At 60.3% G+C, this 18,997-nt stretch carries 22 protein-coding genes; 12 read left to right on the top strand and 10 right to left on the bottom strand.

The window, feature by feature from the left end; genetic code table 11:
- Window positions 1–15: 15 nt before the first annotated feature.
- The gene (locus WH7805_RS03845; protein ID WP_006041666.1) at window positions 16–648 is read right to left on the bottom strand and encodes an ABC transporter ATP-binding protein; all 633 of its coding nucleotides are present in this window, start codon (window positions 646–648) and stop codon (window positions 16–18) included.
- Window positions 649–739: 91 nt separating this feature from the next.
- Here WH7805_RS03845 and WH7805_RS03840 point away from each other — a divergent pair, with 91 nt between their 5' ends.
- A complete protein-coding gene (locus WH7805_RS03840; RefSeq protein ID WP_006041665.1) occupies window positions 740–1,189 on the top strand; it encodes a DUF3531 family protein in 450 nt (149 codons plus the stop codon).
- Between the two features lie 6 nt (window positions 1,190–1,195).
- Window positions 1,196–1,951 carry a 16S rRNA (uracil(1498)-N(3))-methyltransferase gene (locus WH7805_RS03835; protein ID WP_006041664.1) on the top strand — a complete coding sequence of 252 codons (756 nt, stop codon included), beginning with the start codon at window positions 1,196–1,198 and terminating at the stop codon, window positions 1,949–1,951.
- Here the strand turns inward: WH7805_RS03835 and WH7805_RS03830 are convergent.
- Window positions 1,939–2,130, bottom strand: coding sequence for a hypothetical protein (locus WH7805_RS03830; RefSeq protein WP_006041663.1), 192 nt, complete (start codon window positions 2,128–2,130; stop codon window positions 1,939–1,941). The two genes, WH7805_RS03835 and WH7805_RS03830, sit on opposite strands and share 13 nt — an antisense overlap.
- A gap of 20 nt (window positions 2,131–2,150) precedes the next feature.
- Window positions 2,151–2,582, bottom strand: coding sequence for a hypothetical protein (locus WH7805_RS03825; protein ID WP_232198944.1), 432 nt, complete (start codon window positions 2,580–2,582; stop codon window positions 2,151–2,153).
- Between the two features lie 65 nt (window positions 2,583–2,647).
- Here WH7805_RS03825 and WH7805_RS03820 point away from each other — a divergent pair, with 65 nt between their 5' ends.
- Window positions 2,648–3,415, top strand: coding sequence for a DUF92 domain-containing protein (locus WH7805_RS03820; RefSeq protein WP_006041661.1), 768 nt, complete (start codon window positions 2,648–2,650; stop codon window positions 3,413–3,415).
- Here the strand turns inward: WH7805_RS03820 and WH7805_RS03815 are convergent.
- The 3 genes from WH7805_RS03815 to WH7805_RS03805 all read right to left on the bottom strand — a co-directional run bounded on the left by WH7805_RS03815 (window position 3,342) and on the right by WH7805_RS03805 (window position 5,193).
- A complete protein-coding gene (locus WH7805_RS03815; RefSeq protein WP_071933674.1) occupies window positions 3,342–4,202 on the bottom strand; it encodes a sigma-70 family RNA polymerase sigma factor in 861 nt (286 codons plus the stop codon). The genes WH7805_RS03820 and WH7805_RS03815 overlap by 74 nt on opposite strands.
- A gap of 114 nt (window positions 4,203–4,316) precedes the next feature.
- Window positions 4,317–4,856, bottom strand: coding sequence for a YqhA family protein (locus WH7805_RS03810; RefSeq protein WP_006041658.1), 540 nt, complete (start codon window positions 4,854–4,856; stop codon window positions 4,317–4,319).
- Window positions 4,857–4,866: 10 nt separating this feature from the next.
- Complete coding sequence (locus tag WH7805_RS03805) at window positions 4,867–5,193, bottom strand: hypothetical protein (protein ID WP_006041657.1); 327 nt, start codon at window positions 5,191–5,193, stop codon at window positions 4,867–4,869.
- A gap of 23 nt (window positions 5,194–5,216) precedes the next feature.
- On the opposite strand from WH7805_RS03805, the gene mfd reads away from it, so the two are divergent.
- From mfd to WH7805_RS03790, 4 genes are all read left to right on the top strand, one after another.
- Window positions 5,217–8,759, top strand: coding sequence for a transcription-repair coupling factor (gene mfd, locus WH7805_RS03800; protein ID WP_006041656.1), 3,543 nt, complete (start codon window positions 5,217–5,219; stop codon window positions 8,757–8,759).
- Window positions 8,760–8,851: 92 nt separating this feature from the next.
- A complete protein-coding gene (locus tag WH7805_RS14665; protein ID WP_006041655.1) occupies window positions 8,852–9,016 on the top strand; it encodes a hypothetical protein in 165 nt (54 codons plus the stop codon).
- A gap of 134 nt (window positions 9,017–9,150) precedes the next feature.
- On the top strand, window positions 9,151–9,609 hold the full coding sequence (locus WH7805_RS03795) for a hypothetical protein (RefSeq protein WP_232198943.1): 459 nt from the start codon (window positions 9,151–9,153) through the stop codon (window positions 9,607–9,609).
- A gap of 47 nt (window positions 9,610–9,656) precedes the next feature.
- A complete protein-coding gene (locus WH7805_RS03790; RefSeq protein ID WP_006041653.1) occupies window positions 9,657–10,106 on the top strand; it encodes a hypothetical protein in 450 nt (149 codons plus the stop codon).
- Here WH7805_RS03790 and WH7805_RS03785 read toward each other — a convergent pair.
- The 4 genes from WH7805_RS03785 to WH7805_RS03770 are packed head-to-tail and all read right to left on the bottom strand — an operon-like array spanning window position 10,097 to window position 13,743.
- Window positions 10,097–11,449, bottom strand: coding sequence for a S41 family peptidase (locus tag WH7805_RS03785; protein WP_006041652.1), 1,353 nt, complete (start codon window positions 11,447–11,449; stop codon window positions 10,097–10,099). The genes WH7805_RS03790 and WH7805_RS03785 overlap by 10 nt on opposite strands.
- A gap of 36 nt (window positions 11,450–11,485) precedes the next feature.
- The gene (gene ispG, locus WH7805_RS03780) at window positions 11,486–12,721 is read right to left on the bottom strand and encodes a (E)-4-hydroxy-3-methylbut-2-enyl-diphosphate synthase (RefSeq protein ID WP_006041651.1); all 1,236 of its coding nucleotides are present in this window, start codon (window positions 12,719–12,721) and stop codon (window positions 11,486–11,488) included.
- 36 nt (window positions 12,722–12,757) lie between these two features.
- Window positions 12,758–13,333: a uracil-DNA glycosylase gene (locus WH7805_RS03775; RefSeq protein WP_006041650.1), complete on the bottom strand. Its 576-nt coding sequence runs from the start codon at window positions 13,331–13,333 to the stop codon at window positions 12,758–12,760.
- Window positions 13,330–13,743 (bottom strand): VOC family protein, encoded by a 414-nt coding sequence (locus WH7805_RS03770; protein ID WP_006041649.1) that lies wholly within the window; start codon window positions 13,741–13,743, stop codon window positions 13,330–13,332. Before WH7805_RS03770 ends, WH7805_RS03775 begins: the two co-directional genes overlap by 4 nt.
- A gap of 121 nt (window positions 13,744–13,864) precedes the next feature.
- On the opposite strand from WH7805_RS03770, the gene WH7805_RS03765 reads away from it, so the two are divergent.
- From WH7805_RS03765 to WH7805_RS03745, 5 genes are read left to right on the top strand one after another with little or no spacing between them, the layout of a single operon-like run.
- Entirely contained in the window at window positions 13,865–15,043 is a 1,179-nt protein-coding gene (locus WH7805_RS03765; RefSeq protein ID WP_006041648.1) for a pyridoxal phosphate-dependent aminotransferase, read from the top strand.
- A gap of 47 nt (window positions 15,044–15,090) precedes the next feature.
- Window positions 15,091–15,990, top strand: coding sequence for a putative selenate ABC transporter substrate-binding protein (locus WH7805_RS03760; RefSeq protein ID WP_038004991.1), 900 nt, complete (start codon window positions 15,091–15,093; stop codon window positions 15,988–15,990).
- Window positions 15,987–16,745: a phosphonate ABC transporter ATP-binding protein gene (locus tag WH7805_RS03755; protein ID WP_006041646.1), complete on the top strand. Its 759-nt coding sequence runs from the start codon at window positions 15,987–15,989 to the stop codon at window positions 16,743–16,745. The genes WH7805_RS03760 and WH7805_RS03755 overlap by 4 nt, the downstream gene beginning before the upstream one ends.
- Window positions 16,745–18,271: a hypothetical protein gene (locus tag WH7805_RS03750; protein ID WP_006041645.1), complete on the top strand. Its 1,527-nt coding sequence runs from the start codon at window positions 16,745–16,747 to the stop codon at window positions 18,269–18,271. Before WH7805_RS03755 ends, WH7805_RS03750 begins: the two co-directional genes overlap by 1 nt.
- Before the next feature lie 25 nt (window positions 18,272–18,296).
- A complete protein-coding gene (locus WH7805_RS03745) occupies window positions 18,297–18,965 on the top strand; it encodes a GDSL-type esterase/lipase family protein (RefSeq protein ID WP_006041644.1) in 669 nt (222 codons plus the stop codon).
- The last annotated feature ends 32 nt before the right edge of the window (window positions 18,966–18,997 follow it).

Below are 18,997 nucleotides of genomic sequence, written 5' to 3'. Positions count from 1 at the left end.
CCTGCATCGCAGCGGTCATGGTGACAGAGCGAGCAGCTGGCCGTCGCGCAGTTGGTTGTGCTTGCAGTTCCAGCTCCGGAACAGATCGGGTTCATGGGTCACCACGATCAAAACATGCTGTCTGGATAGGTTGAAGAGCAGGTCCAAGACCTCACCTCGAACCGACCAGTCCAGGCCCGCGGTCGGTTCATCAAGGAGCAGGACCTCTGGTTTTCTCAGAAGCTGCACGGCCAAAGCCAGCCGTCGTTGTTGCCCGCCACTGAGCCGCTCCGGAGCCTGTCGGTTGTCCACCCCATGCAGTCCCACCTGGCTGAGGACCTCAATCTGGTCGTCACCGGCCAGTCGGCGATGACCCAGTTTCAGTTCCTGGCTCACGCTCAGTCCTAAGAAGTGACGTTCAGGAAATTGGAACACGACACCGCAAAGCCAGCGTCGCTGGCGTTGATTCAGGCTTGCTCCCTTCCAGGTGATGCTGCCGGATTGGGCTCCGACCATGCCGCTGATGATCTCCAGGAGGCTTGTTTTACCGCTGCCGCTTTCCCCTGAAATCAGCAGGGGGCTGCCCTGTTGCGCCGTCAGGGAGACTCCGTTGAGGATGGAACTTCCTGCGGTTGCCGGTTTGTAGTGGATATCGGTGAGTTCCAGCATTTCCTAAAACGCGCTGTATCCCTTATCCAGGCAAACCCAGCATGGTCGATCAGGCTGAAGCCAGCGATGATGCGGTGGTCATCTGAAGGCCATGCACGTTCGCTTCCGAGAGGTTGATCCCTTCAACTGCTGGCTCTGGCTGCGCTTCAGCGAAGTTCCTAGCCAAGGTGAGCGCAACTATGTCGATGGAATCTTCGACAGCTGGTACGTGCTGGGAAGGCTTGGAGGCTTCAATGCGGAATCCATGCAGGTGCACGAAGAGGGTGATGAGCTCAGCTGGATGAGTTACGACAATGAAGAGTCCACCTCAGTGATGCCGGCGTTGATGCACAACATGGGCCAACTCGAGTATGAGCAGGATTGGGCTCGTTGCTGGGTCGATCTTGGAACGAGTGATGGGTTCTCCCTTGATGTGCTGATCAACGCCTTGCGTCAACTCGATTCTGATCTTGTACAGATCGAGGAACTCTTGATCGGAGGCGTGAATGAGGATTGGCCAGTTGAGGACCATCCAGACAGCATCTTCCCGGGTATGACCTGAGCGGCTGTGGCTGAGCGACGGCGGCTGCTGATTGAACCCGCCAGGCTTCGTAGCGCTCAGGCGCTGAGCCGCATTGGGCTCACCGTGGCGGAGGCGCGTTACCTCAAGCGAGTGCTCCGCTTGCGGCCCGGTGCTGAGGTGCACGTCGTGAGTGGTTGCGGCCAGTTGTTCAGCACTCGACTCACAACAGAGGGTGATCTTGCGCTGGATAGTGAACTTGGCGCGCTCCCTTACACCGTTGCAGCACCCCACCCACCGTTAGGGCTGGCCGTGTCCTTGATGCGCCGCGGTATGGATGAGGTGATGCGCATGGCCTGCGAGCTGGGGGTGGATCGCTTGCAACCTCTTCAGGCCCAACGCTGTGTACCGCAGGCGGAGTACAGGCCTGATCGCTGGGGAGTGATCCTGCGCGAGGCGGTAGAGCAGTGTGAACGACTCTGGGCTCCTGAGCTTCTGCCTGTCCTGTCGACCGACGACTGGTGGGGCAACCCTTCCGCGGAGCACCTCCGCCTGATCGCGGTGACCCGTGATCAGGCCTGTTCTGATCTGTCGACTCTGTTGGCGGTCACGAAGTCCTTGCCTGATGGCTGCTGGATCACGATCGGGCCTGAGGGTGGCTGGACCAGCGCAGAGCTTCGCTCCGCAGCCGAGGCCGGCTGGTGTGGAGTGGGCCTCGGTGACACGATCCTGCGCAGCTCAACGGCGGCAGTGGCTGCAACCACGGCTCTCTGCAGTTGGAGGCGAGAGGTTCAGCGCTCCTGACCCTTGTAGGCATCCATGAGCTGGCGGGCCTTGACCCCCATCCGGCGCAGTCGGGCAATGCGTGCACTCGTCAGAGGTTGCTCGCGGGCCGCCCTGGGCCTGGCCTCCTCATGATTGGATTGATCACTGAGCCCGATCCAGCTCAGAAAGCCAGCTGCTCGCTTGGATTTCAACGTCATCTCGGATGTTTAGGCCTGACTCAGCTCTTGAACAGCTCTGAGGCCATCGAGCGGAAATTGGAGAGATTGCGGCCGGGCTTGCGTTTGCCAGGGCGAAGTCCGGTGCCGGGCTGCAGGGCTTGCGGTGCAAACGTCACGTACTGAATGGCAGGACGGGATGCTTCCGCAGCAGCCAGTTCTGCGGCCATCGCCTCTGCTGTGGTGAGGGAGGGTTTTGGTTCGGTGCTGGTGGATGTGGTCTGAACCCTGCCAGGAGCTGGTGCTGCTGCGACTGCAGATGTTGCGGCTGTCAGAACAGCTGATGCGCTGACCGTACCGTCCGATTCCTCTGGGGATTCGGACACGACTCTCACCGTGCCGAGCTGGAGCTTTTGCGTCTCAGCCGACTTCGCCGTATCCAGTTCGAGATAAAAACCCTTACGCAGCAGCACCATGCGGATCCGGAATGACACCAGTGGTGATTATCCGCGCAAGCGAAGCCTTCAGCGCTGATGCTTAGGGCAGTGCAACACATGCCATGGCCTTTGCTACGCCAGATTTCCCAACCCAGGAGCCAATGCTCTGGCTGACGGCGTTGGTGGTGAACGGTGTTCTGATCAGCGTGGCGCAGCGCTTTCCGGTGCTGACGCGTGCTGGTTGGTGTCATGCGGGACTTCTCGGCACGGTGCTCTGGGGTGCCTTGGGTTGGCGGGGGTGGCTCGCGGTGGTGGCTTACCTGGTCTTGGGTTCATTGGTCACCAAGCTGGGATTCGCGCGCAAGCGAGATCTGGGTCTTGCCGAGGCCCGGGGAGGACGCCGCGGGCCTGAAAATGTCTGGGGTTCAGCTTTCACCGGCCTGGTGCTGGCGATGCTTGTCGCCGCTGGACTGGGATCTGAGCACCTCTTGCTGGTCGGGTTTGCGGCCAGTTTCGCGGCCAAGCTTGCCGATACGTTCGGCAGTGAAATCGGGAAGCGCTGGGGACGGACCACCCTGCTGATCACCACATTGCGACCAGTGCCGGCAGGCACTGAGGGTGCCGTGAGCATTGAGGGGACTCTTGCCAGTGCTCTGGGAAGCCTGTTGATGACCTTCGTGATGGCACTGCTAGGCCTGCTGACAACGGCTTCGTCTGTGGTGCTGGTGTTTGTGGTTGGGCTGGTTGCCACGCTGCTCGAGAGCTTTTTGGGAGCCACCGGCCAGGGTCGATGGCCCTGGCTCAGCAATGAAATCGTCAATGCCTTGCAGACAGCCTGGGCTGCCTTGCTGGCGATGGCAGCGGCGGCATTCCTGGGGGTGATGAATTGAATGTTGATCCAGCCTTGTAGCGCAGGTCCCGCAGTGTGTCCTGCAGGATTGTCGACAACCTTCTTCGATTCATCTGTTCCTGTTCAGCCAGGCGGCTGATGGGAATGCCGTCGATCCAGTACGACCAGAGCCAGCGGCGATGATCCGGATCAAGGTTTTGCAGGGCCTCATGCAACCAGCGTTGTTGGGGGTCGTCGTGAGCCTCGCTCCCTGGGCTGGGAAGCAGCTCGATCTGTTCGTCGCCATCGTTTGGTCTTGCTCCTTTTTTCGTTGAAATCGGGGTGTTCAACGACACCAGGCGTTGATCCAGATGGGCGCTTTTCGCCTGCTGCCAGCGGCGAGGGGACACCCCCAGAGCGGCGGCCAGATCTGCATCGCTGAAGGTTGCCTGGCCTGCATGCAGGCGCTGCTCCTGCAGCCGCATGCCACGGGTGTGCAAATCCTTCAGTCGCCAGGGAATTCTCAGTGTTTGCAGACGATCGCGCCGGTAGTGAAGGATCTGACCCGTGGCATGCGGCATGACGTAACTGCTCACCCGGTGGCCACGGGAGGGCTCGAAGCAGTCCAAACTTTTCACGAGTCCGAGACAAGCTTCTTGGCGGAGGTCGTCGTACTCGCCGCCGCCCCGGGGCAACTGTTGATTGGCCGCATGGTGAGCCAGCCCAAGGTGTTGCAGCACCTGTCCATTGCGCTTTTGGATGGATGCAGGAATCGGGCGGTGCTGCTCCCGGCGCTGCAGACGTTCGAGCCGGCGGCAGGGCGGGGTCGGTGGTGTGGTGGAGGTCATTCGCAGGCATTGCGTTGGGACCTTTTCACCGTCCGCTGCCTGTGTCTTTCGATGCCTCCCCCCTGCGGATGAACGCTGTTCACCCTTCAGGGGGATGCAACTCCCGAACCTGGTTCAGTGCTTGCCGGTGCGACCTATCAGATAGGCGCTGAAGGCCAGCATCAGCACACCGGCACAGTATTGAAGGAGTTCCGTGATGGTTTTCACCTCGAAACCCACCATCACCTTGAAGGCGGTAACGATCAGAGCCACGATGATCACCTTGGTGAGCTTGTGCTTCAAACCATCGAGGGATTCGATATTGAGAAGATTCCGACGTTCCTGAGAGTTGTCCTGCTGGCGGACATCGATGTCGGAAATAATCAGCTCATAGATGCCGTAGCCGAAGATCAGCAAGGCGATGCCGATTAGGTAGTAGTCGATGCCTCCAACAACCTTGCCGATCAACAGTGTGCTGTTGGCGTAGGTGAAATGACCTTGCATCACCTTCGTGAGCACGGTGAGCTCTTCGTAGGTTCCAAGCACGAAGCAACTGACGCTGCCCATCAGGCTCATCACCACAGGGATGAGCGTGATCAGGCGGAACCTCCAGATCGCACTTTCGAAGCGTCGCTCCACACGGAGCTTGCGTGTGGGTTTGAGGTTGTCGCCCATGCTCGACTGATCACTCGCTCTTCCTTAGCAGCCAGGTGCCCATCAGGCCGTGGTTTGAGCCGCAGGAGGCCGTGGTTGCGGCGTCGGGGTCAGCAGGGCCGGGATGGAGAACGCGATCAAAGCGGACCCGACCGTCAGCAGCACGAACAGAGGCCCCGGCCGGACCAGCGGCTGACGTTCCATCACGGTGCGACAGCGAGAACACACCGGCACGGATCCTTTTGGAGGATGCAGCACGATCGCTGGACCACAACAGCATTCGGGGCAGCGGTACCGAGGCATGGGGAACGAAACCGATGGCAGCACACGAACGCGTGCAGTTGATTGCGACAATCATGCGTTGCCGCTTGTGGTCACGCCATGCCCCTCAGCTCCCTGGTGCGTCTGCTGCAGACCTCGGCGCTGAGCGGTGAGCTGTGTGATCGGCTCGATCGCTCGGACCGTTTGCTGCTGCGTGGAGCTGGGCGCGCTGCCCGCGCTTTGGTGGCTAGCGCCATGGCCCGCCATCAAGACCGGCCTCTGTTGGTGGTGGTCCCCACTCTGGAGGAGGCCGGACGCTGGACCGCGCTGCTTGATCTGATGGGTTGGCGCAGTGCCCAGCTGTATCCCACCAGTGAGGGGTCTCCCTATGAACCCTTTGATCCCACCAGTGAGATCACCTGGGGGCAGTTGCAGGTTCTCAGTGAATTGCAGGTCGAAGGGCAGAGCAACGACCTGGCGATCGTGGCCACAGAGCGCTGTCTTCAGCCCCACCTGCCGCCCCCGCAGGTGCTCGCTGACCGCTGCCGCACCCTGCGCAAAGGCGACACTCTTGATCTCGAGGTGTTGGCCCTTTCTCTCAGCCAGCTGGGTTACGAGCGGGTGTCGACGATCGACCAAGAAGGCACCTGGAGTCGGCGCGGGGACATCGTGGATGTGTTTCCGGTGAGCAGTGAGCTGCCGGTGCGGCTTGAGTTCTTCGGCGATGAACTCGACAAACTCAGGGAGTTTGACCCCGCCAGTCAGCGATCCCTGGATCCGATCGACAGCCTGCGGCTGACCCCGACCGGGTTTAGCCCTCTCATCGCCGAAGCCCTGCGCGAGTCGATGCCCGATGGGTTGGATCAGCTTCTGAATGAGCAGGCTCTCAATGAGCTTCTCGACGGTGGCACCCCGGAAGGGATGCGTCGGTTGCTCGGACTGGCCTGGCAGGAGCCCGCGTCTCTTCTCGACTATCTCCCCGCAGCGTGCTGCGTTGCGATTGATGAGCGCCGGCATGGGCGATCCCATGGCGATCAATGGTTCGACCACGCCGAAGAGCACCATGGTGATCTCGGACTGCCGTTGCCAAAGCTCCATCGCCCGATTGATGAGGCCATGGCTCTGGCTGATGCCTTTCGTGGTTTCGATCTGGCTGAACTGCAGGAGAAGGACGATCACCCCAATGCTTTTGATCTCAACAGCCGGCCGGTTTCGGCGTATCCCAATCAGTTCGGCAAGCTTGGTGAGCTGATCAAGGGCTACCAGAAGGAGAAGCAGGCGGTGTGGCTGCTGTCGGCCCAGCCGAGTCGTGCCGTCGCCCTGCTCGAAGAACACGACTGTGTCAGTCGTTTCGTTCCCAATGCGGCCGATGCTGCGGCCATTGAACGGCTGGTCGAGCAGAGCACACCGGTGGCTCTGAAAACCCGTGGCACCGCTGATCTCGAGGGACTGCAGCTGCCCGCCTGGCGCGTGGTTCTGATCACTGACCGTGAATTCTTCGGGCAGCAGACACTGACTAGCACGGGGTATGTGCGTCGGCGGCGGAAGGCGGCCAGTCGCACGGTGGATCCCAACAAAATGCGCCCCGGCGATTTTGTGGTGCATCGCAACCACGGCATCGGTCGCTTCCAGAAACTCGAGAAGCTGGCCATCAGCGGTGAGGTGCGCGACTACCTCGTTGTGCAATACGCCGATGGCATCCTGCGGGTGGCCGCAGACCAATTGGGAAGTCTGGGGCGATACCGAGCCAACAGCGATGCTCCGCCTCAGCTGAGCAAGATGGGCGGTTCGGCCTGGGTGAAAGCCAAGGAACGGGCCAGCAAGGCCCTGCGCAAAGTGGCGCTCGATCTGGTGAAGCTCTATGCCGAGCGCCATCAGGCTCCGGGGTTCGCCTTCCCTGTGGATGGTCCCTGGCAGACCGAGCTTGAGGAGTCGTTCCCATACGAACCGACACCCGATCAGCTCAAAGCCACGGCAGAGGTGAAGCGGGACATGGAAAAGTCCCAACCGATGGACAGGTTGGTGTGCGGTGATGTGGGCTTCGGCAAGACCGAAGTGGCCATCCGGGCGATCTTCAAGGCGATCACCGCGGGGCGTCAGGTGGCCATGCTTGCCCCCACCACGGTGCTGGCCCAGCAGCACTGGCGCACCCTCTCCGAACGTTTTGCCCCTTACCCGATCAAGGTGGCTTTGCTGAACCGGTTCCGCACGGCTGGAGAACGCAAGTCAATCCTCGAGGGATTGAAAAAAGGCACCATCGATGCCGTGGTCGGTACCCATCAGTTGCTCAGCAAAAGCACAGCGTTCGACAAGCTCGGCCTGCTTGTGGTGGATGAGGAGCAACGCTTCGGGGTCAACCAGAAGGAAAAAATCAAGGCCTTACGCAAGGACGTTGACGTTCTCACGCTTTCGGCAACGCCGATTCCACGAACGCTTTACATGAGTCTTTCTGGTGTGAGGGAGATGAGCCTGATCACCACACCGCCTCCGTTGCGGCGTCCGATCAAGACCCATCTTGCCGCTCTCGATGAGGAGGCGATTCGTAGCGCGATCCGTCAGGAACTGGATCGGGGTGGGCAGGTGTTCTACGTGGTGCCTCGCGTGGAGGGGATTGAGGATGTGGCTGGTCAGTTGCGTCAGATGCTTCCTGGGCTGAAGTTGTTGGTGGCTCATGGCCAGATGGCCGAGGGTGAGCTTGAAAGTGCCATGGTGGCCTTCAACGGTGGTGAAGCCGATGTGATGCTTTGCACCACCATCGTGGAGAGCGGTCTCGACATTCCACGGGTGAACACGATTCTCATCGAGGACGCGCACCGTTTCGGACTGGCTCAGCTGTATCAGCTGCGCGGTCGTGTGGGCCGCAGTGGCATTCAGGCCCATGCCTGGTTGTTTTATCCCGGTAATGCCTCCTTGAGTGAGGCGGCGCGTCAGCGTCTGCGCGCGATTCAGGAATTCGCCCAGTTGGGAAGTGGTTATCAGCTGGCCATGCGCGATATGGAGATCCGGGGCGTCGGCAATCTGCTTGGTGTGGAACAGAGCGGACAGATGGAAGCGATCGGCTTCGATCTCTACATGGAGATGTTGCAGGAGTCGCTTGCGGAGATTCAAGGGCAAGACATTCCTTCTGTGGATGACACCCAGGTGGATCTGCAGGTGACAGCCTTCATTCCTGCGGACTGGATCACCGATGCAGACGAGAAGATGGCTGCGTATCGCGCTGCAGCGGAATGCCTCAGCAGTGATGAGCTCGTGGAGTTGGCGGCTCTCTGGGCTGACCGTTATGGAGCGCTGCCAGGACCGGTTCAGTCGTTACTGCAGCTGATGAATCTGAAGCTTCTGGCCAAACGCTGCGGTTTTTCCCGCATCCGTCCGGAGAAGCCGAACATTGTTTTGGAGACGCCCATGGAAGAGCCGGCCTTCAGGTTGCTCCGGCAGGGCTTGCCCCAACACCTGCACGGCCGGTTGGTGTACCAGGCTGGACCGGGTGCTGCTGCCAAGGTGCTGGCCCGGGGACTGGGGGTTCTGCCGATGGAGAAACAGCTGGATGAGCTCAAGGGCTGGCTGGAGCAGATGGCGGCTCAGATCCCAGATGCTGACGGATTGACTGCTGAGCAGCGAGAGCAGCAGCAGAAAGACCGTAACGAGGCTGTTCTGAGCGTCTGAGCCATGGGGGCGCTGATGGAACCAGATGAATATGAGAAACGTCCGACACATTGCGCAATTCTTCGTTACAGTCACTTCAGATATTTGGAACCATGGGCGAATTCATCGATCCGATCAGTTCCGTTGGCTCCTTCGGACTTTTGTCAAGCCTCGTTGGGGCAGCTGCCCTTGGCATCTTTGCTCTTTGGCAGGACGATTCCCAAAATGACGACGATGACTCTTCTCCTGGTGGCGGCTTGATGCAACCGGTCGCCTGAACGTTTTTTTTGATTCGTCATATTCCCTAAACCATCCCCCAACTGGGGGATGGTTTTTTTAATGCTCCGTCCGAGGGTGGCCGAGTCCCTTGCAGCGGTCCATGTCCTTGCCTTCAAGGTGTCAATCCTTTCTGTTGGTCGGAGTTTCTGGTTTTGTTCTGAGCGTTCTGCCCGCGCGCGCCTCCTCCTGGGATGCCATCGATGCCTTGCGGGGACGGCTGACCAGCGCCGGTGTGCGTGTCATTCAACAAGACTGCTCTCGCAGCGGTTTGCAGGGCTTTTATCACCCCAGGAGTGACACTCTGGTGGTGTGCCGATCCCATCAGACCCCGTCTCAGGTGTGGGACACCCTGGCCCATGAGGCCACTCATCGCATGCAGCAGTGCGCCGGTGGGTTGATCACCGACCAGCGGCATCACCGGGCAATGGCGGCCGCCCTCGTGCGCAGTCATCCCGCCGAGATCCGTTCCATGCGTGCCTACCCCCTGGGACAGCAACTGGCAGAGCTGGAGGCTCGGTACACCGCGAAGCTTCCGTCCCAGCAGGTTCTCGAGCTGTTTGACCGGTATTGCGGATCGCAGGTTCACATCTAAGGGGGCTTCGGCTCTGGAGACCCCCTTGTTCTTTCATCTTTTTTCAAATGGATTCACTTCTCATGCAACTTGCTGCGGCCGCACTCGGTCAGTTCGCCGCTGGCGGAAGCAGCATGCCGATCGGCATGCCCGTTGGCGGTTTTCCGGTCGGCATTGCTGCGCCCAGCGTTGACAAGACCTTTTCGCTCCAGCTGGCATCCCTAGCCACAGCGACCTGCTTGTTGCGTGAAGGTCAGATCAGCCGCGACCAGGCTCGCAGCATGCTCTCGCGTCAGGGAGACGTCTGGGGGTGGGATGCCCAGTGGGGCCGACGCATCCCCTTAAGACGGGTCGACCAAGCCATTGGTGCTGCAGGTGGCTGTGCGGCGATGGTGAACCGGATTCAGGAAACAAGGACTATTTCGCCTTACTCGGGGGTCGTTCCCGTGAGCGAGCGGCCGCGTTTCGGCTCGAGTCGCAGTGCGATGGAAGGCTTTGGTCTCTATCCCTACCGTTGAAGCGCTGACTGGAGATTGGCGCTGCCCGGTTGGAACGCCTGGCCACGTTCCGGGGAGCGCAGGGCTTTGATCAGCGTGGTTTCCGCTGCCCGGTATTGACTGTCTTTGCCCGTTCCCAGCTGATCAACCGTGAGCGATTGAATCTCCCTTTCGCTTAGTTCGACCGGTACATCAGGACGGATCCCGTTCTTGTGAATGTCCGTTCCTTTCGGGGTGAGGTATTTGGCGATCGTGACGGTGAGTCCGGAGCCATCCGAAAGCCCCCGGACCGACTGAACCAATCCTTTGCCGAAGGTCTTCTGACCAACGAGGACCGCTCGTTTGTTGTCTTGAAGTGCTCCCGAGAGGATCTCGCTGGCGCTGGCGGATCCCTCATTCACAAGCACCACCACGGGACGATCCGTCACCGCATTCCCGGTGGCCCGGCGGATGTCCTGAATGCCATCGCGTGTTTTGGTACTGACAATCGTGCCTTCGTCGAGCCATTGGCGGGCGATGTCCACGCTGGCTTCCAGAAGGCCACCAGGATTGCTCCGCAGATCAAGGACAAAGCCTTGGGCACCCTTCTGCTCAAGTTTCCGGATCGCCGCCCTCATCTCCCGGGAGGCTTTGGCATTGAACTGCTTGAGGCGGATGTAGCCCACCTTTGTGCCGTCTGCACTGGTATTCAGCCGACTCTCGACGGCGTTGATCTCGATGCGGGCCCGTTTGAGGGGAACGATGACCACCTCTCCCTTTCGGCGCAGACCGAGGGTGACTTCACTGCCTTCTTTGCCGCGGATCAGCTTCACCGCGTCGTCGGTGGTCATCCCCTTGGTTGTCTTGCCGTCGACCGAAACGATCACGTCCTTAGGTAGAACACCAGCTTTCGATGCCGGAGTTCCTTCGATCGGCGACACCACCACGATTTCCTTGGTGTCCTTGTCGAGAGTGATCTGAATGCCCACCCCGGTGAGTTCACCTGAGGTGTCAATCTGCATCTGTTTGAACTCTTTGGGGTCCAAAAAGCGCGTGTAGGGATCGTCGAGGCTGGCCAACATTCCCCGAATCGCTTCATACGACTCATCGGTGCCTGCGTAATTCTTGGTCAGCAGGTCACGGCGCAGGCGTGTCCAGCGCTCCGGTGAGTAGTTGCCGGTGGAATCCAGGTAGTCGCGATAGACGATCTGCCAGACCTGGTCAATGACCTCCTTCGGGCTGTCAGTAATCGACGATGAATTTGTACTGGGAAGGCCCAGACCCGGTGCCGCGATCGCCACGGCGGCTGCGATGCCTCCGGCACCAAGAATCAGCAGAATGCCTTGGCGATGGGAGTGCTCAGGGCGCAGTCGGGGAGTGGGCATAACGTCCTAGAGGACTGATAGCTCACAGTAACGACATCAGTCGGGATCCACCCAGCGTCCGTCGTCCTTGATGATCTGGATCAGCGCTTCAACTCCTTCGGTTTCCGGCACCTTTCGGATCTCATCACGCCCTCGATAGAGGGAAATGACTCCAGGGGTCTTGCCGACGTAACCGTAGTCGGCATCGGCCATCTCACCTGGGCCATTCACGATGCAACCCATCACAGCAATGTCGAGACCGGTCAGGTGGGATGTGGCATCCCGAACCTGATTTAGAACCTCCTCAAGATTAAACAAAGTGCGACCGCAGCTTGGGCAAGCCACGTATTCGACCATCGTTTTGCGCAATCCGAGGGCTTGAAGGATTGAAAAGCAGACGGGTATCTCTTTCTCAGGTGCTTCGGTGAGAGACACACGGATCGTGTCTCCGAGGCCCTCGGCCAGGAGTGTGGCGATCCCGGCGGTGCTTTTGATCCGGCCGTAGTCCCCATCACCCGCTTCCGTCACCCCGAGGTGAAGGGGGTAGTGGAAGCCCTCACGATCCAGGGTGTCGGCCATCAGGCGATAAGCCGCCAGCATTACCGGGGCCCGGGACGCTTTCATCGAGATCACGATGTTGTGGAAGTCGAGTTCATCGCAGAGGTGCACAAACTCCATGGCGGATTCGACCATTCCCTCCGGTGTATCGCCGTAGGTGAACAGCATCCGTTCGGCCAGTGATCCATGGTTCACGCCGATGCGAAGGGCCTTGTTCTGCGTCTTGAGGACTTCCACAAGGGGAGCGAAGTCGTCCTTGATGCGTTGACCAATCGCCTGAAATTCTTCACGGCTGAAGTCCTGCCGATCCGGGTCGGGTTTATCGAACACGAACAGCCCCGGGTTGATGCGCACCTTGTCAACGTGCTTTGCCACTTCAAGGGCGATGCGGATGCCGTTGTGATGCACGTCCGCAACAAGAGGAACACCACAGCCCTGCGATCGGAGGGCTGCGCGGATGTCTCCCATGGCCTTGGCGTGCGCCATGGAGGGCGTGGTGACGCGAACGATCTCGCAGCCGGCATCGGCGAGCCTTCGGATGCCAGCCACGGCACCCTCGATATCAAGGGTGTCTTCATTGATCATCGACTGAACGGCGACCGGGTGCTCACTGCCGATCGGCACGTCGCCCACCATGACGGTGCGGGTCCGACGCCGGTGAATCACCGTGTCGTACCGCTGACTCCGAGCGGTGTCATTGCCGGTCTGAGAAGCGGTGGCCAGGGTGCCGGTCATGGATCGTTCAGGGACCTTGGCCAAACCATGGCATACCTATCCCCCTTGTGCGCTAAGCCTGCGTTTCGCTTCCTGCAAATCCTGGAGGGTGAGGGCCTGGGGGGATCCTGCTTCCCGCGATTGAAACCGCAAGAGATAGGAGGGATGAAACACCGGCATGAAGGCCCTTCCCTCCTGCTCGTGCCACTGACCTCTCAGCTTGCTGATCCCGCTTTTGATCCCTAGCAGCGCCTTAAGAGCCGTTGCTCCAGCCATCAGCACCAAGGAAGGGTTCACGAGCTCGAGTTGTTCCTCTAGCCAGGGTCTGCATTGTCTGATCTCCTCAAGCGTGGGCTTTCGGTTGTTGGGGGGCCTGCACTTGATCACGTTGCAGATGTAGAGGTCTTGGTCTTCATCCAGTTCTGCTTCCTTGAGCAGCGCACTGAGCAGCCGGCCTGAGCGGCCGACGAAGGGCAGCCCCAGGCTGTCCTCGTCGGCTCCGGGTGCTTCACCGATCAGCATCAGATCGGACCCGGGGTTTCCCCTGCCAACCACTGCCTTTTGCCGATGATGAGCGAGATCACAGCGCCGGCAGGCTGCACATTGGCTGTTTAAGGCGTCGAGAGCTTTCACTTCGCTTCCTCGGGTGATTCTTTTGATTGAGTGACCAGCAGCAAAAAGCGTTGACCCTCAGGATCCTTGAGCCAGCTTTCTGCGCCGAATGATTCTTGGCGGGGTTCTTCCGCACTGGATCCGCCCAGAGCGATGACCTCATCTCGCCAGGAGCAAAGTTCCTGCAGGGGGTTGTGGCGTGTGATCCGTTGAAGGCAAGGTGCCAGCACGGCGCCTGAGGCCGGCCAGGGGCGACGTCGTGATGGGGTGTAGATCTGCAGCGACCCTCCCTCCGGTAAGGGAACGATCCAGTGGTGTTCAGCCAGGCCCGATTGGGCTCTGGTCTGAAGAAGACCGGCATAAAACGCTGCCAGTCTCTGAGGGTCCCGTGCGGCCAGGACCCAGCTGAGGGAGGGCTTTGGGTTGTCCATTTCCCCATGGTCCTCCCTCGGATCGAGGCCCTTCTGCCTTGGCGCTTGGTTGTCTGTGACACCACATCAGGCAGGATGAGTTCTTTCGTACCTGCGCATCCACTGGAGGGGTGCCGCGCTGATGTCACGCCCGCTCTCTCTATCCAGCCGGGCCGAAGCCCTGCAGCCTTCGCTCACGCTGGCGATCAGCGCTCGGGCCAAGGCCCTGCAACAGGAGGGGCGCGACATCTGCAGCCTCAGCGCCGGAGAGCCAGATTTCGATACTCCTGAGTTCATTGTTGAGGCCTCTGTTGAGGCCTTGAGGAACGGCATGACTCGTTACGGTCCCGCTGCCGGGGATCCCACCCTGCGTGAGCTGATCGCCAGCAAGATCAGTAAGGAGAACGGCATTCCAACCTCAGCGGCCGAGGTTCTGGTCACCAATGGCGGGAAGCAGGCGATTTACAACCTTTTTCAGGTTTTGCTGAACCCCGGCGACGAGGTCTTGATTCCTGCGCCGTACTGGCTCAGTTATCCGGAGATGGCCCGCCTCGCCGGTGCCCGTCCGGTTGCTGTTCCCTCGTCGGCTGACGATGGCTTCCGCCTGGATCTCAATGCGCTTGAAGCCGCGATCACTCCGGCCTCCCGGGTGCTGATTATCAATTCTCCTGGCAATCCGACAGGCCGTGTGCTCAGTCGCGATGAGCTGTTAGCCATTGCTGAGCTGGTGCGTCGTCACCCTCGGCTTGTGGTGATGAGCGATGAGATCTATGAATACCTGCTCGACGACGGCGTGACCCACGACAGCTTTGCGTCTCTTGCTCCAGATCTTCAGGATCGCTGTTTCATGGTGAATGGTTTCGCCAAGGGGTGGGCGATGACCGGATGGCGCCTGGGTTATCTCAGCGGCCCTGAATCCGTGATCAAAGCTGCATCCGCTCTCCAGAGCCAGAGCACCAGCAATGTCTGCAGTTTTGCCCAGCAGGGAGCCATTGCCGCTCTGACGGCTCCACGGGACTGCGTTCAGACGATGGCTGAGAGCTACAACCGCCGCCGATCCTTTCTCGTGGCAGGCCTGCAGGCGATGAGCGGTATCACCCTGGTCCCCCCCCAGGGTGCCTTTTATGCATTCCCTCAGCTGCCTGAAGGGTGCGGCGATTCAATGAGTTTCTGCCGCAGGGCCCTGGAAGATGAAGGGTTGGCGATCGTTCCCGGAGTCGCCTTCGGTGACGACCGCTGTGTACGGGTGTCCTGTGCGGTCTCGCGTGAGACGATTACAGATGGCTTGGCCCGACTGGCCCGCCTGCTTGCTGTGAATTGACACCTTTTTCGCAGTTGCTGAAGGATCGTTTCACCAGAAACCAGTTCATGCCCATTCGAGAACGAGGGGCCGTCGCCCTTCTGGCTTTGTCTCTTTGCCAGGGGTTGACGGTCCTGCCGTCCATGGCCAAACCGGCGCTTCGCGTCGGCGCCATTCCCGATCAGAACCCCGAGCGACTGAATCGTCTCTATGGCCAGCTTGCTGATGAGCTCAGCGACCGTCTGAAGGTGACCGTTCGCTACGTGCCGGTGAGCAACTACCCCGCTGCTGTTAGTGCCTTCCGGACCGGTGGCTTGGATCTGGTCTGGTTCGGTGGCCTGACCGGGGTTCAGGCCCGTCTCCAGACTCCCGGAGCCAAGGTCTTGGCGCAGCGGGATATCGATGCTCGCTTCCGCAGTGTGTTCATCGCCAATGCCTCAGCGGGTCTCCAACCGATCCAGTCCATCGGCGGCCTCACCAGTTTGCGCGGGAAGCGCTTCGCCTTTGGCTCGGAGAGCTCAACGTCTGGCCGTTTGATGCCGCAGCATTTCCTCGAGAAAGCCGGGGTCACTCCCAGTCAGTTCAGCGGAGGCCGGGCGGGCTTCAGCGGCAGTCATGACGCCACCATCGCTTTGGTGCAAAGCGGGGCGTACCAGGCAGGTGCCTTGAATGAGCAGGTCTGGACGTCCGCTCTCAAAGAGGGTCGGGTCAACACCGACAAGGTCGCTGTGATCTGGCGAACCCCTGAATATGTTGACTACCACTGGGTTGCACGCCCTGATCTTGATCAGCGCTTCGGTTCGGGTTTCACAACGCGCCTGCAGAAGGCGATCCTGGCTTTACAGCCAACCACCCCCCGCCAGACCACGATTCTCGAGCTCTTCGCTGCCAAACGTTTCATTCCTGCTGATGCCAGCCAGTACAAGCCGATCGAAACGGTGGGTCGCCAGCTCGGCAAAATTCGTTGAGTTCCCTGCTTCAGCTTGAAGAGGTTCAGTTGGTCGGCTCGCAGAGAGACCGGCTGATCAGCCTGTCGCTGCAGGTCCACCGCGGAGAGCGTGTGGCTCTCTTGGGCCCCAGCGGCGCCGGCAAGAGCTCATTGATGTCTGTGATCAATGGCACCCTGATCCCACAACAGGGAACGGTTCTCTGGCGAGGCAGGAGTCTGCAGCAACGCAACCGCCGTCAGCGCTGTGAGATCGGCACCCTCTGGCAAGACCTGCGCTTGATTGAGGAACTCAGTGTTGGGCAGAACATCAATGCCGGCGTCCTTGGTCGGCGTGGATTGCCCTGGGCGTTGGCGAATCTTCTGTTCACCATTGGCTCAGAGCCCTGTCTGCAGTGCTTGCGCCAGGCTGGATTGGAGCCCCAGGTTTTGGGCTCTGAAGGTTTGGATCGCCCCGTGAAACGGCTGTCGGGAGGACAGCGACAACGGGTTGCCCTGGCCCGGTTGTTCCGGCAACAACCGTCTCTGGTTCTTGCCGATGAGCCTTTGGCCAGTCTGGACCCAGCCATTGCCGCCGAAGTGCTCGATCGCCTTCTGGAACGAGACGCTGATGGCTCCCTCGCCTACGGTGCGGAAGCGGTGATGGTGTCGCTGCATCGACCGGATCTGATTCATCGTTTTGATCGTGTCCTGGCCCTGCGGGATGGACGTCTGTTGATCGATGCACCGGCAAGGGCTGTGACGCCTGGGGAGCTTCAGGATCTCTACGCACTGTGATGGCTCTGCCCCGACCCAGTGCACCCGCGCTCGCCGTGCTGCCAGCCTTGGCACTGCTGCCGGTCTTGATCACCGTTCTCGCTGGGATTCACGCCGGTGGCGTTGAAATCTGGATGGCGTTTCTCTCTGCAGCGGTTCATCCGTCCCTCGACCCACTACTGCTCAAAGCTCTATTGAGAGCTCTGCAGGTCACGCTGGCGATGGCTTTGGCTGGATGGAGTCTCAGCCTGGTTCTTGGGGTGCTGCTTGGGTGCTTTGCCTCAGAACGTCTCATGCAGACGTGGAGATGGCCAACCTGGCCGGCGTGGATCCTTCGCCGCTCCCTGGCACTGCCTCGATCGGTGCATGAGCTGATCTGGGGACTGCTGCTTCTGCAGGTTCTCGGTCTGCATCCCTGGGTGGCGGTCGCCGCGATCACGATTCCCTATGCGGCCCTGGTCGCTCGCGTTTGGCGCGACCAGCTGGATGCGCTTGATCCATCCAGGCTTCAGGCACTGCTGCAGGGCGGTGCGCCCCCCCTCGCCGCTTGTTGCACCGCACTGTCCCCCGCCATGGGCACAGTGTTGATGAGTTATGGCGGGTATCGACTCGAGTGCGCATTGCGAAGTGCAACGCTTCTGGGTGTGTTTGGCCTGGGAGGCCTGGGCACTGATCTGCAACTCAGCCTGCAGTCGCTGCAGTTCAGAGAGCTTTGGAGTGGGCTGTGGTTGCTTGGCCTTCTCAGTGTTTCTTTGGAGATCCTGCTCACGCTTTGGCGACGTCAATCCCACAAGGCCCAGGCAGGCCAGCGACGTCTGTGTCTCTTCCTCGCTGGTGTGATTGTGGCGGGGATCACAGGAAGCACCTGGCTCCATGTGTTGTTGCCGGATTCCGGCAGTGTCGTCTGGCAGGGACTGGCGTTGCCGGATTGGGGCCGTCTGATGCTGGCCGCTGCAGAACTTCCCTGGTTGCGGCTGATCTATGAGACGCTCCTGCTCACAGTGCTGGCCGCTGGGATTGCGGTAGGACTTCCTCCGCTGGCGATGTTGTTGGTCCCCTCACGGCCGTGGCAGGTCGTTCTCAACGCTGTTTGGGCTCTGATGCGTCTCATCCCCCCACCGCTCACGGTGTTGCTTCTGCTGCTGAGCAACCGTCCAACCCTTGCAATCGGTGCGTTGGCGCTCGGGTTGCACAACGGCGGGGTGATGGGACGTTTGTTGCGCGAAGAATTGGAGCAGCAGTCTGCTGATCAACAACAGGCCATGGGCGCGTTGGGAGCTTCTGCACGGCTCAGCTGGCTCTATGGCCTGTTCACGCCGCGCAGCCCCGGATACTTGGCCTATGGGGCCTATCGCAGTGATGTGATCCTGCGGGAGACCGTTGTGGTGGGCCTGATCGGTGGAAGTGGACTGGGCTGGCAGTTGCTGGAATCGCTCAGTTCCTTCCACTGGGATGCTGTTTTGGTGTTGATCGGGGCCTATGCCTTGATCACCCTGCTCGGGGAGTGGCTCAATGATCAGTGTCGGGACCGCTGGCTGCAAAGCTGATCACCCGTTGTGAGTGACTGAATCCATGCGCCATCCCCGTCAACTGGTGGTGATTGGTGATAGTGGCGTGGTCGGCTGGGGAGACACCGAGGGTGGCGGCTGGTGCGAGCGGTTACGGCGCTCCTGGATGGCGCTTCCGGATGCACCTGTGATCTATCCATTGGGGATTCGCGGTGACGGACTCGAGTCGGTGTCGCAACGATGGGAGGATGAATGGGCCTGTCGTGGGGAGCTGCGACGCCAACATCCGAAGGCTTTGCTGGTGGCGGTGGGCCTGAATGATTCAGCCAGGGTTGGTCGTGCCGACGGCCGGCAACCACTTGATGCTCAGGCCTTGCGCTTCGGGTTCGAACAGATGCTTCACGCCATGACGGCTCGAACCCAGGTGTTTGTTCTGGGACTGTCGCCGGTGGATGAACAGGTGATGCCGTTTGCTGACTGTCTCTGGTACAGCAACAACGACATCGCTGTGCATGAAGCCCAAATTGAAGAGGCTTGCCTCGAGGTGGATGTTCCCTTCATGCCTCTCCACGCGGCGATGCAGGCAGAGCCGGGGTGGCTGGCCTGGATTGAGCCTGACGGCATCCATCTCAACAGTGACGGGCATCACTGGATCGAGCAGCGGGTCCGGTCGTGGGGTGCTCTCCAGAGCTGGGCAGGTCTGGAGTTGCAGGCACAGCTCACCTTGGGCTGAGGCCTATCAGACTTGCTTGAGATGTGAGATCG

The organism is Synechococcus sp. WH 7805 (assembly GCF_000153285.1).
In the GTDB taxonomy this organism is placed as follows: Bacteria; Cyanobacteriota; Cyanobacteriia; order PCC-6307; family Cyanobiaceae; genus Synechococcus_C.
The sequence above is the reverse complement of the archived record's forward strand: the minus strand, read 5'-3'. Positions and strand labels throughout refer to the sequence as shown.